General features: G+C 72.4%; 17 protein-coding genes. 10 read left to right on the top strand and 7 right to left on the bottom strand.

What is annotated here, in order from left to right:
• Positions 1-61 precede the first annotated feature (61 nt).
• Entirely contained in the window at positions 62-409 is a 348-nt protein-coding gene (locus tag ACOKM3_RS11115) for a DUF742 domain-containing protein (protein WP_426906762.1), read from the top strand.
• Positions 390-977, top strand: a complete 588-nt coding sequence (locus tag ACOKM3_RS11110; protein WP_426899413.1) for a GTP-binding protein — start codon at positions 390-392, stop codon at positions 975-977. Before ACOKM3_RS11115 ends, ACOKM3_RS11110 begins: the two co-directional genes overlap by 20 nt.
• 54 nt (positions 978-1,031) lie before the next feature.
• On the opposite strand, the gene ACOKM3_RS11105 is transcribed toward ACOKM3_RS11110, so the two are convergent.
• Entirely contained in the window at positions 1,032-1,637 is a 606-nt protein-coding gene (locus tag ACOKM3_RS11105; protein WP_426899411.1) for a dihydrofolate reductase family protein, read from the bottom strand.
• 246 nt (positions 1,638-1,883) lie between these two features.
• Between ACOKM3_RS11105 and ACOKM3_RS11100 the strand changes: the two genes are divergently transcribed.
• The 4 genes from ACOKM3_RS11100 (at position 1,884) to ACOKM3_RS11085 (ending at position 4,490) form a co-directional block, all read left to right on the top strand.
• Entirely contained in the window at positions 1,884-2,789 is a 906-nt protein-coding gene (locus ACOKM3_RS11100) for a HipA family kinase (protein WP_426899409.1), read from the top strand.
• 122 nt (positions 2,790-2,911) lie between these two features.
• A complete protein-coding gene (locus tag ACOKM3_RS11095) occupies positions 2,912-3,394 on the top strand; it encodes an SRPBCC family protein (protein WP_426899407.1) in 483 nt (160 codons plus the stop codon).
• Positions 3,391-3,729 carry an ArsR/SmtB family transcription factor gene (locus ACOKM3_RS11090; RefSeq protein ID WP_426899405.1) on the top strand — a complete coding sequence of 113 codons (339 nt, stop codon included), beginning with the start codon at positions 3,391-3,393 and terminating at the stop codon, positions 3,727-3,729. Before ACOKM3_RS11095 ends, ACOKM3_RS11090 begins: the two co-directional genes overlap by 4 nt.
• Positions 3,726-4,490, top strand: a complete 765-nt coding sequence (locus ACOKM3_RS11085) for a DUF899 family protein (RefSeq protein ID WP_426899403.1) — start codon at positions 3,726-3,728, stop codon at positions 4,488-4,490. The genes ACOKM3_RS11090 and ACOKM3_RS11085 overlap by 4 nt, the downstream gene beginning before the upstream one ends.
• A 60-nt stretch (positions 4,491-4,550) precedes the next feature.
• Here ACOKM3_RS11085 and aceB read toward each other — a convergent pair whose 3' ends face one another.
• Both aceB and ACOKM3_RS11075 read right to left on the bottom strand, forming a co-directional pair.
• On the bottom strand, positions 4,551-6,173 hold the full coding sequence (gene aceB / locus ACOKM3_RS11080) for a malate synthase A (protein WP_426899401.1): 1,623 nt from the start codon (positions 6,171-6,173) through the stop codon (positions 4,551-4,553).
• A gap of 201 nt (positions 6,174-6,374) precedes the next feature.
• Entirely contained in the window at positions 6,375-6,977 is a 603-nt protein-coding gene (locus ACOKM3_RS11075) for a nucleotidyltransferase family protein (RefSeq protein WP_426899399.1), read from the bottom strand.
• Between the two features lie 230 nt (positions 6,978-7,207).
• Between ACOKM3_RS11075 and ACOKM3_RS11070 the strand changes: the two genes are divergently transcribed.
• A complete protein-coding gene (locus tag ACOKM3_RS11070) occupies positions 7,208-7,525 on the top strand; it encodes a DUF5955 family protein (protein WP_426899397.1) in 318 nt (105 codons plus the stop codon).
• A gap of 21 nt (positions 7,526-7,546) precedes the next feature.
• On the opposite strand, the gene yczR is transcribed toward ACOKM3_RS11070, so the two are convergent.
• The gene (gene yczR / locus ACOKM3_RS11065; protein WP_426899395.1) at positions 7,547-9,025 is read right to left on the bottom strand and encodes a MocR-like transcription factor YczR; all 1,479 of its coding nucleotides are present in this window, start codon (positions 9,023-9,025) and stop codon (positions 7,547-7,549) included.
• 113 nt (positions 9,026-9,138) lie between these two features.
• On the opposite strand from yczR, the gene ACOKM3_RS11060 reads away from it, so the two are divergent.
• The gene (locus tag ACOKM3_RS11060) at positions 9,139-9,642 is read left to right on the top strand and encodes a universal stress protein (protein WP_426899393.1); all 504 of its coding nucleotides are present in this window, start codon (positions 9,139-9,141) and stop codon (positions 9,640-9,642) included.
• 6 nt (positions 9,643-9,648) lie between these two features.
• Here the strand turns inward: ACOKM3_RS11060 and ACOKM3_RS11055 are convergent, their stop codons facing one another.
• On the bottom strand, positions 9,649-10,272 hold the full coding sequence (locus ACOKM3_RS11055) for a response regulator (protein WP_266715307.1): 624 nt from the start codon (positions 10,270-10,272) through the stop codon (positions 9,649-9,651).
• On the bottom strand, positions 10,269-11,474 hold the full coding sequence (locus tag ACOKM3_RS11050) for a sensor histidine kinase (protein ID WP_426899390.1): 1,206 nt from the start codon (positions 11,472-11,474) through the stop codon (positions 10,269-10,271). Before ACOKM3_RS11050 ends, ACOKM3_RS11055 begins: the two co-directional genes overlap by 4 nt.
• Positions 11,475-11,610: 136 nt before the next feature.
• Here ACOKM3_RS11050 and ACOKM3_RS11045 point away from each other — a divergent pair, with 136 nt between their 5' ends.
• Positions 11,611-12,687, top strand: coding sequence for an ABC transporter permease (locus ACOKM3_RS11045; RefSeq protein ID WP_426899388.1), 1,077 nt, complete (start codon positions 11,611-11,613; stop codon positions 12,685-12,687).
• On the top strand, positions 12,684-13,385 hold the full coding sequence (locus ACOKM3_RS11040; RefSeq protein WP_426899386.1) for an ABC transporter ATP-binding protein: 702 nt from the start codon (positions 12,684-12,686) through the stop codon (positions 13,383-13,385). Before ACOKM3_RS11045 ends, ACOKM3_RS11040 begins: the two co-directional genes overlap by 4 nt.
• A 31-nt stretch (positions 13,386-13,416) precedes the next feature.
• Here the strand turns inward: ACOKM3_RS11040 and ACOKM3_RS11035 are convergent, their stop codons facing one another.
• Entirely contained in the window at positions 13,417-14,217 is an 801-nt protein-coding gene (locus ACOKM3_RS11035) for an IclR family transcriptional regulator (RefSeq protein ID WP_426899384.1), read from the bottom strand.
• Positions 14,218-14,224: the final 7 nt, after the last annotated feature.

Raw genomic sequence — 14,224 nt, 5'->3', positions numbered from 1 at the left:
GGACGACGCCTGGTCCGACCGCTACGACGAGGACGCGGGGCCCCTGGTCCGGCTCTACGCCATGACCTCGGGCCGCGCCCGCACCGGCAACGGAGCGGAACGCATGGACCTCATGGCCATCGTCCGCCCCACCCACACCAGGCAGGACGGCCCGCTGCCACCCGAACAGCGCGAACTGCTCGCCCTGTGCCTGCGCGGCCCGCGCCCCCTCGCCGACCTGGCCTCCGACTCCGGCCTCCCGCTGGGCGTCGTACGCGTCCTGCTCGGCGACCTGTCGGCGAAATCCCTCGTCACCGTCGCGCCGCCCGAGGCCCCGGCCGCCGACCCCGTCACGGGTGAACCCGCCGGCTACGCCCGCCCCGACGCCCATCTCCTCCGAGAAGTGATCAATGGCCTTCGCGCACTCTGACCCGATGACCACACCTGCCCGCACCGACTTCACGGCCCTGAAGGTGCTGATCGCGGGCGGCTTCGGCGTCGGCAAGACCACGATGGTGGAGTCGGTCAGCGAGATCCGCCCGCTGCGCACCGAGGAGGAGCTCACCGTCGCCTCGCGCGGCGTGGACCACCTCGACGGCGTCACCACCAAGTCGACGACGACCGTGGCCATGGACTTCGGCCGCATCACCCTGCGCGAGGACCTCGCGCTGTATCTGTTCGGCACGCCGGGCCAGGACCGGTTCTGGTTCCTGTGGGACGAGCTGGCGACGGGGTGCCTGGGCGCGGTCGTCCTCGCGGACACCCGCCGCCTCGCCGACTGCTTCCCGGCGGTCGACTACTTCGAGAGCCGCGGCATCCCGTTCATCGTCGCGGTGAACTGCTTCGACGGCGTACGTTCCCACTCCTCGGAAGCGGTCGCCCGCGCGCTCGACCTGGGCCCGGACACCACGGTGCTGCTGTGCGACGCCCGGGACCGGGAGTCCGGCAAGGAGACGCTGATCTCGCTGCTCGAACAGGTGCTGCGCCGGGACACGTGACCGCCCGTAGCAGCCTGGAACCCGCCGCCGTCCGGGCCGGCGGGCGGGGCGAGGTCACGCCGGGTCGTGGAGCGGGGGGTGTTCGAGGACGCGGGGCTTGTACTCGACCAGCTGGATGCGGCCGTCGAAGGTACGGTGCTCGGTCATGTCGAGGGCGACGTCCGGATAGCCGTCGTAGATGCGTTCTTGACCCGTGGCCCCGGTGATCACCGGGAACATCACGACCCGGAAGCGGTCGACGAGGCCGGCGCGCAGCAGGGACCGGCACAGGCTGAGGCTGCCGATCGTACTGAGGAGCCCCGAACCGCTCTCCTTCATGGCCCGGACCGTCTCGACGGCGTCGTCACGCACGAGCGTGGAGTTGGCCCACTCCAGCGGATCCTTGAGCGAGGAGGAGAACACCACCTTCGACGCCTGCGTGAGCTCGTCGACGGACTCCTCTTCCTCGGGCCTGAAATCGTCCTGGCCACTCGGAACCTCGCCTGCGGCGAAGCCCGACATCAGGCGGTAGGTGTTCGCTCCCATCAGGTAGGTGACCTCGGGCTGCTCGCCGAGCCAGGCGAGGTACTCCGGGCCCTCGAGGCCCCAGAATCCGGGCCAGCCCTCTCCCGATGCACAGCCGTCGAGGGAGGTGATGAAGTCGACGAGAAGCTCTGACATGACGGTTCCCTTCCTGAGGTGTCATGAGTGTGGACCGGCCGCGAGCCACAAACTCATCGTGTCGAGCCGGAAGAGGTTCGGGGTTCGGTTACGTCGATCAGTGTCGACCCCGCGCGGCTGGGGCACTCCTCGCCGGCGATCACCCGCGGTTACTATGTTCACTTCATGCCAGTCGAAATTCCCCGGATTCTCCCCAGGGTTGGTGACGGGTGATGTGCGCTGTCGGCCGGTGGGTGAGGTGAGGAAATGCTGAGAGAAATCACCGCGACCCGCTACGTGAACCCGCTGCGCACCGGGGGCTCCGTACCCGGTGTGGTCGAGGCGGACGACCTTGGCACGTACGTGCTGAAGTTCACCGGGTCCGCGCAGGGTGTGAAGGCGCTCGTCGCGGAGATCGTCGTGGGCGAGCTGGCGCGCGCGTTCGGGCTGCGCTTCCCCGAGTTGGTGCTCGCGCACTTCGACCCGGCGCTCGGCGCGGACGAGCCGCACCAGGAGGTCAAGGAACTTCTTGAGGCGAGCGCGGGGCTCAACCTCGGCATGGACTTCCTGCCGGGCGCGGTGGACTTCACACCAGAGATCGCGGAGTCCTTCCCCGTCGACCCGCTGGAGGCGGGCCGCATCGTCTGGCTCGACGCGCTCACCGTCAACGTGGACCGCACGGTGCACAGTTCGAACCTCATGGTCTGGCCCGCCCTCGGCATCGCCGAGCCGAAGCTGTGGCTCATCGACCACGGCGCGGCGCTCGTCTTCCACCACCGCTGGGACGGCGCGGACCCGGCGAAGGCGTACGACTTCCGGCACCACGCGCTGGGCGGGTACGGGCCGGACACGCGCGGCGCCGACGCGGAACTCGCGCCCAAGGTCACCGAGGAACTGCTGCGCGAGATCCTCTCCCTCGTCCCGGACGCCTGGCTCACGGACTTCGCCACACCGGACGAGGCCCGCGACGCCTACGTCACGTACCTCCTCGCCCGCGCCCGCTCCTCCGCCTCCTGGCTGCCCACGGACTTCCCGTCCCGCGACGAGCTGGCGGCGGCCGACGCGAAGCGCGCGGCGGCGACGGAGCGGGGCCGCCCCGCGTGGCTGAAGCGCGTCCCGGACCTCCACGGAAAGCCCCCGGCGGAACAGGACTGGTCCCGCCACGTGGGCTGACACCCTAAGCACGAAACTGCGAAGGGGCAGCCCCCGACGCGCCTCACTTGCAACCGAGGGGTTGCAGCACGACGAAGCAAGTGCAATCCTTGAGTTGCAGGCAACGTCGCTAGGAGGACCCCATGTCCGACGCACACGCCACCCACACCGCCGCCGACCTCGCGGAGCTCGACCGCATCGCCCGCCGGATCGACATCGACGCCCCCGCCGAGCGCGTCTGGGAACTCGTCGTACGACCCGGCTGGTACGTCAACGACGGCACCGTCGAGGCCGAGCCCGACATCCGGTACGAGGGGGACGTGGCGGTCGTGCGGCACGCCTCGCTGGGCGAGTTCCGGTTCCGTACCGTCGAGCTCGACAAGCCGCGCTACGCCGCGTTCCGCTGGATCGGCACCCCGCACCGCGGCGAGACGACGGGCTCGACCCTCGTCGAGTTCTGGATCGACGAACGCGCGGAGGGCGGGGTGACGCTGCGCGTCGTCGAAAGCGGATTCTCCGGTCTCGCCGACGACCCGGCCGTATGGCTCAAGGAGCGCGAGGGCAACGACAACGGCTGGTTCACCGAACTCGCCGCGGCGAAGGCGTTCGTCGAGGCCGGGGCGTGACCGCCGAGGCGCCCGCCGTGTGCGCCGCGCTCGGCGACGCGACCCGCTGGGAGATCCTCACCCGGCTCGGGCAGGGGCCGATGTCGGCGTCCGCGCTGGCCCGCGAGCTGCCGGTGAGCCGGCAGGCGATCGGCAAGCACCTGGACGTGCTGCGCGAGGTCGGGCTCGTCGAGTCCGAACAGCGCGGCCGCGAGGTGGTCCACATCGCCGTCGGCGCCCGGCTCGGCGCGCTCGCCCGGGAACTCGACCGGATAGGCCGCTCCTGGGAGAACCGTCTGCTGCGCATCAAGGAACTGGCCGAAGGGCCAAGCGCACGAGGGGAGAAGGAGTCATGACCGACCACGCCTCGGCACTGCCGCCGGCGACCGACCACGCCCCGGCGCTGCCGCCGGTGACCGACCGGGCCGCCTTCGAGGCCGAGATCGACAAGCTGCGCGTCCGCGAGAAGGCCCACACCCGCGAGGGCGACGCGATCGCCGCCGCCCGGCGACGCCTTCCCATGGTCGAGGTGGACGGCGGCCTCGAACTGACCGGACCCGACGGGCCGACCACGCTGCTCGACGCCTTCGAGGGCCGCCGACAGCTCCTCGCGTACTACTTCATGTGGCACCCCGGCCACCCGGCCGCCGAGCAGTGCGAGGGCTGCACCTGGTGCGCGAGCCAGGTCAGGGAGCTGTCGTATCTGCACTCGCGCGACATCACGTACGCGGTCCTGTGCCAGGGCCCGTACGAACAGAGCAGGCGCTACCGGGACTTCATGGGCTGGGACATGCCCTGGTACTCGGCGCTCCCGTCCCTGGAGCGGCTGCTGGTCGGGCGGCACGTCGGCATGATGCACCTGGTGAGCTATCTGCGGGACGGCGACCGCGTCTTCGAGACGTGGTGGACCACGCTGCGCGGCGTGGAGCAGATGGACAACAGCTACCGGCTGATGGACCTCACGGCCTACGGTCGCCAGGAGCTGTGGGAGGACTCCCCGGAGGGCTGGCCGCAGGGCCAGGGCGAACCGGCCGAGGACATCCGGCTGCGCACCGACGGCCGGCCGATCCCGCACTGGCCGCGCCTCGCGGCAGGCCACAGCGACGATCTCGGCTGACGACGTGAAGGGGCCCGGCGCCATCCCGGCGCCGGGCCCCTTCACACACACCGCGAAACGTCAGCCGAGCTGCTCGTACGCCGGCAGCGTCAGGAAGTCCGCGTAGTCCGCGTCCAGGGAGACCTGGAGCAGCAGGTCGTGGGCCTGCTGCCACTTGCCGGCCGCGAAGGCCTCCTCGCCGACCTCGGCCTTGATGTTCGCCAGTTCCTCGGCTGCGACCTTGCGGGCCAGCTCGGCGGTGACGGTCTCGCCGTTGTCGAGGACGACGCCCGCGTTGATCCACTGCCAGATCTGGGAGCGGGAGATCTCCGCCGTCGCCGCGTCCTCCATGAGGTTGAAGATCGCGACGGCGCCGAGGCCGCGCAGCCACGCCTCGATGTAACGGATGCCGACCTGGACGGCGTTGACCAGACCGTCGTACGTGGGCTTCGCGTCGAGCGAGTCGATGGCGATGAGGTCACCGGCGGCGACGCTCACGTCCTCGCGCAGGCGGTCCTTCTGGTTCGGCTTCTCGCCGAGGACCTTGTCGAAGGACTCCATGGCGATCGGGACGAGGTCCGGGTGCGCGACCCAGGAGCCGTCGAAGCCGTCGCCGGCCTCGCGGTCCTTGTCGTCGCGGACCTTCGCGAAGGCCACCTTGTTGACCTCGGCGTCCTTGCGGGACGGGATGAAGGCCGCCATGCCGCCGATCGCGTGCGCGCCGCGCTTGTGGCAGGTGCGGACGAGGAGTTCGGTGTAGGCGCGCATGAACGGGGCGGTCATCGTCACCGCGTTGCGGTCCGGCAGGACGAACTTCTGGCCGCCGTCACGGAAGTTCTTGACGATGGAGAAGAGGTAGTCCCAGCGCCCGGCGTTCAGGCCGGAGGCGTGGTCGCGGAGCTCGTAGAGGATCTCCTCCATCTCGTACGCGGCCGTGATCGTCTCGATCAGGACGGTGGCGCGCACGGTGCCCTGCGGGATGCCGACGTAGTCCTGCGCGAAGACGAAGATCTCGTTCCAGAGGCGGGCCTCCAGGTGCGACTCCGTCTTCGGGAGGTAGAAGTACGGGCCCTTGCCGAGCTCGATCAGCTTCTTCGCGTTGTGGAAGAAGTAGAGGCCGAAGTCGACGAGCGCGCCGGGGACGGCCTTGCCGCTCTCGTCCACGAGGTGGCGCTCGTTCAGGTGCCAGCCGCGCGGGCGCATGACGACGGTCGCGAGCTCGTCGGCGGACTTCAGCGCGTACGACTTGCCGGTGCGCTCGTCCGTGAAGTCGATGGCGCCGTTGTAGGCGTTGGTGAGGTTGAGCTGGCCGCCGATGACGTTCGCCCAGGTGGGGGCGGAGGCGTCCTCGAAGTCGGCGAGCCAGATCTTCGCGCCGGAGTTGAGCGCGTTGATGGTCATCTTGCGGTCGGTCGGCCCGGTGATCTCGACGCGGCGGTCGTTCAGGGCGGCCGGGGCCTCGGCGACCTTCCAGGTGTCGTCCGCGCGGACGGCGGCGGTCTCCGGGAGGAAGTCGAGCGTGCAGGTGCGGGCGATCTCGGCGCGGCGCTCGGTGCGACGGGCGAGGAGCTCGTCACGCCGGGGCGTGAAAAGGCGGTGCAGCTCGGCCACGAAGGCGAGGGCCGCTTCGGTGAGCACCTCGCCCTGTCCGGGCAGGGTCTCGGCGTCGACGATGGCCAGCGGGGACGGCGCTGGTGCGGACATGTGGCTGTCACTTCCTTCAGCGAGCGAACGGCCCCTGCGGCACTGGGTGCCGGGGCCGCCTGGGTATGGCTGCTGGCCCCGCTTCGGGGGACCGGCCCTTCTCAACAGTGGATATTAGTTTCCTCATTGTGGAAGTTCAATGGTTTGTTGACGTCGAGATTCTCAGAGTCGACAGAACGTGGCTCTGCGTGCCACGCCCCGTTACTCAAGGTGCTCGAGATCCGCTTCCGTGTCGATGTCGTACGCCTCGGCGATGTCCCCGCACTCCACGAGCTCCAGCACCCCCGCGCGCTCCTTGAGATACGCGCGCGCCCCGCGGTCACCGCTCGCGCTCGCCGCGATGCCGGCCCAGTGGTCCCGGCCGAACAGCACCGGATGCCCGCGCTCCCCGCCGTACGCGGCGGCCGCCAGCGAGGCGGGGGAGTCGTATGCCGCGCGCACGCGCGCCACCGCCGCCGCGCCGATCCCCGGCTGGTCCACCAGGAGGACGAGCGCGGCGTCCGCCTCCGTGGCCGCGAGCGCTTCGAGGCCCGCCCGCAGCGAGGACCCCATGCCGTCCTCCCAGTCCGGGTTCTCCGTCACCTGGCATCCCTCCAGCGCGGCCCACTCCCGTACGTCGCCGGCCGCCGCGCCGAGTACCACGTGCACGGGATCGCATCCCCCCGCGCGCAAGATGCGCACCGCGTGCTCCACGAGTGGCCGGCCGCGGTGCTGGAGGAGTGCCTTGGGCCGGCCGCCGAGCCGCCGGCCGCCACCCGCGGCGAGCAGAAGTCCGGCAACCGTGCCGGTGCTCTTTGTCGTCATGCCCCCTGCATATCGCACGCAAGACGCGATCGAAGTCGTTCGGATTTTCACAGTTGCCTTGCGCAACGGACTGGCGAAACGCTTGCGCGTGGCGTTAACTGGGCGGCCACAAACCCGAGTTGGACGCCCGACCGACGCTCCGGCCGGGTTACGCGGTAGTAGCGGAAGTAGCAGTCGAGAAGTACCTGAGCAGGACAACACACGCACAAGGACGTGCGAGGGGGAGAGCCGTGTTGCGGAGCGTGGAGCAGAGGCTTGTGACCGGGAGCGACGTGGACCCGCGGGTGGACGAGCTGCGTACCGCCGTGTCCAGGTTGCGTCGTGAACTCGCCGCGCATCCGGTCGAGTTTCCCGACCGGGGCATCGCCGAGGACGAGCTCGCGGCGCTGGACGCGATGGCCGGCGGGGGCCGGCCCGAAGTACCGAGGCTGCGGCGTTCGCTGCTGCTCGTGGCGGGGGCGATCGGCTCGGTGAGCGCGTTGTCCGGGGCGTTGTCCCAGGTGAGGGGCGCCGTGGAACTGTTCGGAGGGCCGCCTTCGCAGGGCTGACGCCCGCACCGGCGGGGCTACTCAGGCCACCCAGTGCGGCCGCCCCGGCTCCTCGCCCGCCCCGCCGAGCCCGCCGTCGAGCGCCGCCGCGATCCGGCGCACCGCCTCCTCGGCCACCTCGACCGGCTGGACGTACGGGACGCGCAGCCGGTGCTCGAACGTGCCGGGGTCCGCGCCGAACCGTGACCCGCCCTCGATCCGCACCCCGCGGCGCAGCGCGGCCCGCCCGAGCGCGGAGGCGATCGGCCGCCCCAGGTCCACCCAGAGGGAGAGCCCGCCGGGCGGCAGCTGCCAGCGCCAGTCCGGGAATTCGCGGCCGAGCGCCTCGGCGAGCCGGTCGCGGCGCTCGCGCAGCACCGGGATCCGGCCGCGCAGGATGGTCTCCTCGCGGTCGAGGAGCCGTCCCGCCACCAACTGGTCGAGGACCGAGCCCGACATGTCCGCGGTGACCCGCAGCGCCGTCAGCTCGGTGATCAGACGGGTGCCCGCGCGCACCCAGCCGACCCGCAGCCCGCTCCAGTGCCCCTTGCTCAACGAGCCGACGGTGACGATCTGTTCGCCCCCGCCGGACGGGGCGAGCGAGGCGAACGGCGGCTCGCTCCGCCCGTCGAGCGCGATGTCCGCGATCGTCTCGTCGATGACCAGCCAGGTGCCGGTCGCCCGCGCGGCGGCGATGATCTGCCGCCGTTGCTCGCTCGGCATGAGCCGGCCCGTCGGGTTCTGGAAGTCGGGGATCAGATAGGCGAGCCGGGGCGCCGACTGCCGCAGCGTCGCGCCGATCAGCTCCACGTCCCAGCCGTCCTCGGTGACCGGCACCGGAGCCGTCCGCATCCCCAACTGCCGGATCACCGACAGGGCGTTGGCGTACGAGGGGTTCTCCACCACGATCCGGTCGCCGGGCCTGCCGAGCAGCGTGAGCGTGAGCGCCACGGCCTGCTGGGCGCCCGTCGTGACCAGGATCTGCTCGGGCAGCGTGGGCAGACCGCGCCGCGTGTACCGCTCGGCGATCTGCGCGCGCAGCTCCGGCAGGCCGTACGGGTGGTAGCCGTTGGTCACCGCGTGCCGGGCGACGTCCGGGGCCGCGGCGGCGTACGCGGCCGACAGCTCGTCCTCCAGGAACCCGGGCGCGGCGACCGCCAGATCGATCACGTCGTCCCCCGCGGCGGGCGTCGCCACGACCGTCGGGCGCGCGCCCTCCGGCAGCTCGGTCCACGTCCCGGCGCCGCGCCTGCTGCGCGCGTACCCGCTCTCCCGGAGCAGGTCGTACGCGGCCGTGACGGTGGCCCTGCTGACGCCGAGCGAGGCCGCGAACTCGCGCTCCGCGGGCAGCCGCGTGTGCAGCGCGATCCGCCCGTCGAGCAGCAGCGTCCGCACGCCCTGCGCGAGTGCGCGGTAGCCGGGGCGCTCTCCGGCCACCCCGGTCACGAGCGCGCCGAGCCGCCTGCCGCCGAGCCCGCGCCCGCCGCCGTCCACGCTGCGGACCACCGCCGTGTCACCCATGCCACGTCTCCGTAATTGGCCATGCTGTCCAGGCCAATCAGCGTACAGAGTGGGACTCGATCGGTGAGGAGTGGCCTGGAGGCGGCCACGGTACGCGTACGAGGAGGGGTGTCATGGACGGCGAGCGGGTCGGTGGGCGTGTGGTGGTCGGGGTCAGCGGTTCCCCGGCGAGCCTGGCGGCGCTGCGCTCGGCGGTCGCCGAGGCCCGGCGGTCCGGCCGGCCACTGGTGGCGGTGCTCGCCTGGGAGCCGCCGGAGGGCGAGGCCATGTACCGCCGGTGGCCGGACGCGGCGTGGGCCCGGCACTGGTACAGGGAGGCCCGCGCCCGGCTGGCGGCGACGTTCGAGGAGGCGCTCGGCGGACCGCCGCCCGACCTCGACGTGACGCTCCGCGTGGTGCGTTCCCGCCCGGGCCCCGCCCTGGTCGAACTCGCGGCGCGCCCCGACGACCTGCTGGTCGTGGGCGTACGTCCACGGAGCCTGCGCCGCGCCGCCCACCGCCACGTACGACGGCACGCGGTGTGCCCGGTGCTCACGGTGCCGGTGCGACCGCTCCAGCGCGCGGAACTGCGGGCGCTGCGACGGGTGCGGGCGGCGGACTTCGAGGCGATCCGCTAGTAGCCCCTAACGGCGCCGCAGCAGCCCGTCCCGCGTCGCCCGTGCCACCGCCGACGTACGCGAGTCGACGCCCAACTTCGCGTAGATGTGCACCAGGTGGGACTTGACCGTGGCCTGGCTCAGGAACAGCTCGCGGGCGATCTCCGCGTTGGAGAGGCCGTCCCGCACGTGCCGCAGCACCTCCAGCTCGCGCCGGCTCAGCGCCTCCGCGGGGGCCCGCATCCGGTCCATCAGCCGGTCCGCGACGGCGGGCGCGAGCGCGGAGCGCCCGGACGCGGCCGTGCGGACGGCCGCCGCGAGCTCCTCCGGCGGGGCGTCCTTCAGCAGGTAGCCGGAGGCCCCCGCCTCCACGGCCGCGAGGATGTCCGCCTCGGTGTCGTACGTGGTGAGGACGAGGACGCGCGGCCCGCCGTCGAGGGCCGCGATCCGTGCGGTGGCCTCGGCGCCGTGCATCGTCCCCGCGCCGAACTGCAGGTCCATGAGGACGACGTCCACGTCACCTGCCAGCTCCACCGCCCGCTCGGCCGTCGCGGCCTCGGCGACGATCGCGAAGTCCGGCTCCGCGTCGAGCACGGCCCGCAGCCCGGCGCGTACGACGGGGTGGTCGTCGGCGAGCAGCAGCCGGATCACGCGGCACCTCCGGTCGGTACCGACATCGGCAACGGCGTCGGCAGCGGCAGCGTCACCGCGACCGCCGTGCCGCGGCCCGGTTCCGACTCGACCGTGAACGTGCCGCCCAGCTCGGCCACCCGCGAGCGCATCGCGACGAGCCCGAAACCGCCGTCGCCGCCGCCCGGCGCCCGCTCGGGGTCGAAGCCCGCGCCGTCGTCCACCACGTCCAGGGCCACCGAGGTCTCCATGAAGCTGAGGGTGATCTCCGCGCGGCCCGCCCGCGCGTGCCGCACCGTGTTGGCGAGCGCCGACTGGGCGATGCGCAACAGCGCCACCTCGTACGGCGTGGGGAGTTCGAGCGGGGTGCCGCTCACCGAGAAGCGGGCGGTGAGACCGGGCGCCGTGGCGCACAGCCGGTCCAGCGCCCCGGCCAGCGAGCCGACGTCCAGCTCGGGCGGGGCCAGGGCGCGCACGAAGCGGCGGGCCTCCGCGAGGTTGTCCTGCGCCGTGGCCCTGGCCTGCTCGACATGCCCGGCGGCGGGGGAGCCGGCGGGCAGTTCGCGCCCGGCCGCGACCAGCAGCAGCTGGATCGAGGACAGCCCCTGCGCGAGCGTGTCGTGGATCTCGCGGGCCAGCCGCTCACGCTCGGCGAGGGTGCCGCCCGCGCGCTCCGCCGCCGCGAGCTCGGCGCGGGTGGCGACCAGCTCCTCGATCAGCCGCTGCCTGCGCTCGCTCTCCCGGTACAGCGCCTGGTAGCCGAGCACGGTCGCCACGGCGACGGCCGCGCCGAGCAGCGGCCCTATGAACGCCCCCGGATTCACCGCCCCGTCATGACCGACGTACGAGCAGATGGCCGCGCCCGCGGCGATGCCCACCGCGGGGACGCCCCAGCGCACGGGCAGCAGATGCAGCAGCAGGAAGTACAGCGGGAACGCCAGCCACAGCGCGTCGGGCGAGAGTACGAGCAGCGCCGCCCACACGACACTCAGCACGGCCAGCCACCACGCGGCGCCCGCGCGCGTGGACCGTACGACGGGCAGCGCGGCGCCCGCCCCGTAGACGAGGCCCATCGCCCCGGCCACCGTCACCACCGCCGCGACCGGCTCGTCGGAGCGCCCGGTCAGGGCCCGTACGACGACGAGCGCGAGCAGGCCCGCCGTCAGCAGATGCAGACAGAGGCGCAGCGCGCGCAGGACGGGGTTGAGCGTGCGTGGATCCATACCGCTCACCAGCGTACGAAGCCGGGACACGGAACCGGTCAACCGAAAGTTTGAAAGGCGCGTCCCTCCTTCGATTCGGGTGAAGCGTGCTGTGGCGCGATGCCCGGGCGGGCCCCGGAGCCGCAGTCTTGACCGCATGTTCGTCGCATGGAGAGATCTACGGTTCGCCAGGGGCAGGTTCGCCCTGATGGGGACCGTGATCGTACTGATCACGCTGCTCGTGGGACTGCTGTCGGGACTGACGGCGGGGCTCGCGCGGGACAACACGTCGGCGCTCACCGGGCTGCCCGCCGACCACCTCGCCTTCGCCCGGCCCGCCGACGGCCAGTCGGTGTCGTTCACGGCGTCCACGGTCCGCCCCGAGCAGTGGCGCGACCTCGCGGCGCGACCGGGCGTCGAGAGCGCGGAGCCGATCGGCATCGGCACGGTGAACGCCGAGGCGGGCCGGCAGACCGCGGCGGTCTCCGCGTTCGGCGTGCGCCAGGACTCCGGCCTCGCACCCGACGCGACGGAGCCCGGCACGGCGGTCCTGTCCACCAAGGCGGCGAAGGAACTGGGGGCGGCGGCGGGCGACAAGGTCACCCTCGGCGGCACCCGCCTCACGGTCGCGGCGGTCTCCGGCGACGCCTCGTACAGCCACACACCGGTCGTCTGGACGCACCTCGACGACTGGCAGCACATCGCGCCCACGGGAGGCGGGGACGGCGAACGCGCGACGGTGATCGCCCTGCGCACCGGGTCGGGCGCCGACCTGCGGGCGGCCGACAAGATCGCCGGCACGGACACGACCACCATCGACGGGGCGCTCTCCGCCATAGGGTCCTACCAGGCCGAGAACGGTTCGCTCCAGCTGATGCGCGGCTTCCTCTTCGTCATCTCGGCGCTCGTCGTCGGCGCGTTCTTCACGGTGTGGACGATCCAGCGCAGCGCCGACATCGCGGTCCTGAAAGCCCTCGGCTCCTCGACCCGCTACCTGCTGCGGGACGCGCTCGGCCAGGCGGTCCTGATGCTGGTCGCGGGTACGGCGATCGGCACCGGCCTCGCCACCCTCATCGGCGCCTTCGTCCCGGACACCGTGCCCTTCGTCCTCGACCCGCTGACCGCGCTCGGCCCGGCCGCCGTCATGACGGTCCTCGGCCTCGCGGGCGCGGCCCTGTCCATCCGGCGGATCACCGCCGTCGACCCCCTCACCGCACTCGGGAGCGCCCGATGACCCTGCTGCTCGACGACATCACCCTGACCTACGCCGACGGGGACGGCCGCCTCACGGCCCTCGACCGGGTCGGCCTCCGGGTCCCGGCCGGCGGCCTCACCGCGGTTGTGGGCCCCTCCGGCTCCGGCAAGTCCAGCCTCCTGGCGGTGGCGGCGACGCTCGTCACCCCCGACAGCGGCCGCGTGAGCGTCGACGGGACCGAGGCGACGGGCCTGTCCCGCTCCGACGCCGCGGAGCTGCGCCGCCGCGCGATCGGCATCGTCTTCCAGCAGCCGAACCTGCTGCCGTCGCTGACCGCGCTCGAACAACTCCAGGTGATGGCCCACCTGGAGGGCCGCAAACCGCGCGAAGTTCGCGACAGGGCGGGTGAGTTGCTGTCGGCGGTCGGCCTGTCCGCCCAGTCCCACCGCCGCCCCCACCAACTCTCGGGCGGCCAGCGCCAGCGCGTGAACATCGCGCGGGCGCTGATCAACGAGCCCCGCGTCCTCCTGGTCGACGAACCGACCAGCGCCCTCGACCACGAACGCGGCGCGGCAGTCCTGGACTTGCTCCGCAACCTGACGCGAGAACGCGGGACGGCCACGGTCCTGGTCACACACGACCGCAACCACCTGACGGTGGCCGACGAGGTCCACGAAATGCGCGACGGCGCGCTTGTCACTTCAGGGGCGGGTAAATCCAGCCCCGCCGGCGTTTGAGGCGCGGGGTCCGGGGCGGAGCCCCGAGGCGTCAACCACTCTGGCCGGAACTGGCCAACGCCACCGACAACTCCCGCGCCACCTGCTGAAGGACCGGCACGATCTTCTCCGTGGCGGCCTCCGTCACCCGCCCCGCAGGCCCGGAAATCGAAATCGCCGCAGCCGTCGGAGACTCCGGCACGGACACCGCGAGGCACCGCACCCCGATCTCCTGCTCGTTGTCATCGACGGCGTACCCGGCCTGCCGCACGTCCTCGAGCGCGTCGAGGAAACCCTCGGGCGTGGTGAGCGTCTTCTCCGTCGCCGCCGGCATCCCGGTCCGCCCAAGGAGCGCCCGCACCTCGTCCGCGGGCGTGTACGCGAGCAGCGCCTTGCCCACGCCGGTGGAGTGCGGCAGCACCCGCCGCCCGACCTCGGTGAACATCCGCATGGAGTGCTTGGACGGCACCTGGGCGACGTACACGACCTCGTCGCCGTCGAGGAGCGCCATGTTCGCGGTCTCGCCGGTCTCCTCGACGAGGCGCGCGAGGTACGGGCGCGCCCACGTGCCGAGCAGCCGGGACGCGGACTCGCCGAGCCGGATGAGCCGCGGGCCGAGCGCGTAGCGTCGGTTGGGCTGCTGGCGTACGTAGCCGCAGGCGACCAGCGTGCGCATCAGCCGGTGGATCGTCGGCAGCGGAAGCCCGCTGCTGGCGGAGAGCTCGCTCAGGCCGACCTCACCACCGGCGTCGGCCATCCGCTCGAGCAGATCGAAGGCGCGCTCGAGGGACTGGACGCCGCCGGTGGGTGCGGACTTGGCGGCATCAGTGGTGCTGGCGTCGGACGTCGGCACAGCGCGT

Source organism: Streptomyces nidicola, assembly GCF_050106155.1.
GTDB lineage: Bacteria > Actinomycetota > Actinomycetes > Streptomycetales > Streptomycetaceae > Streptomyces.
This window is presented reverse-complemented; position numbering and strand designations above follow the sequence as displayed.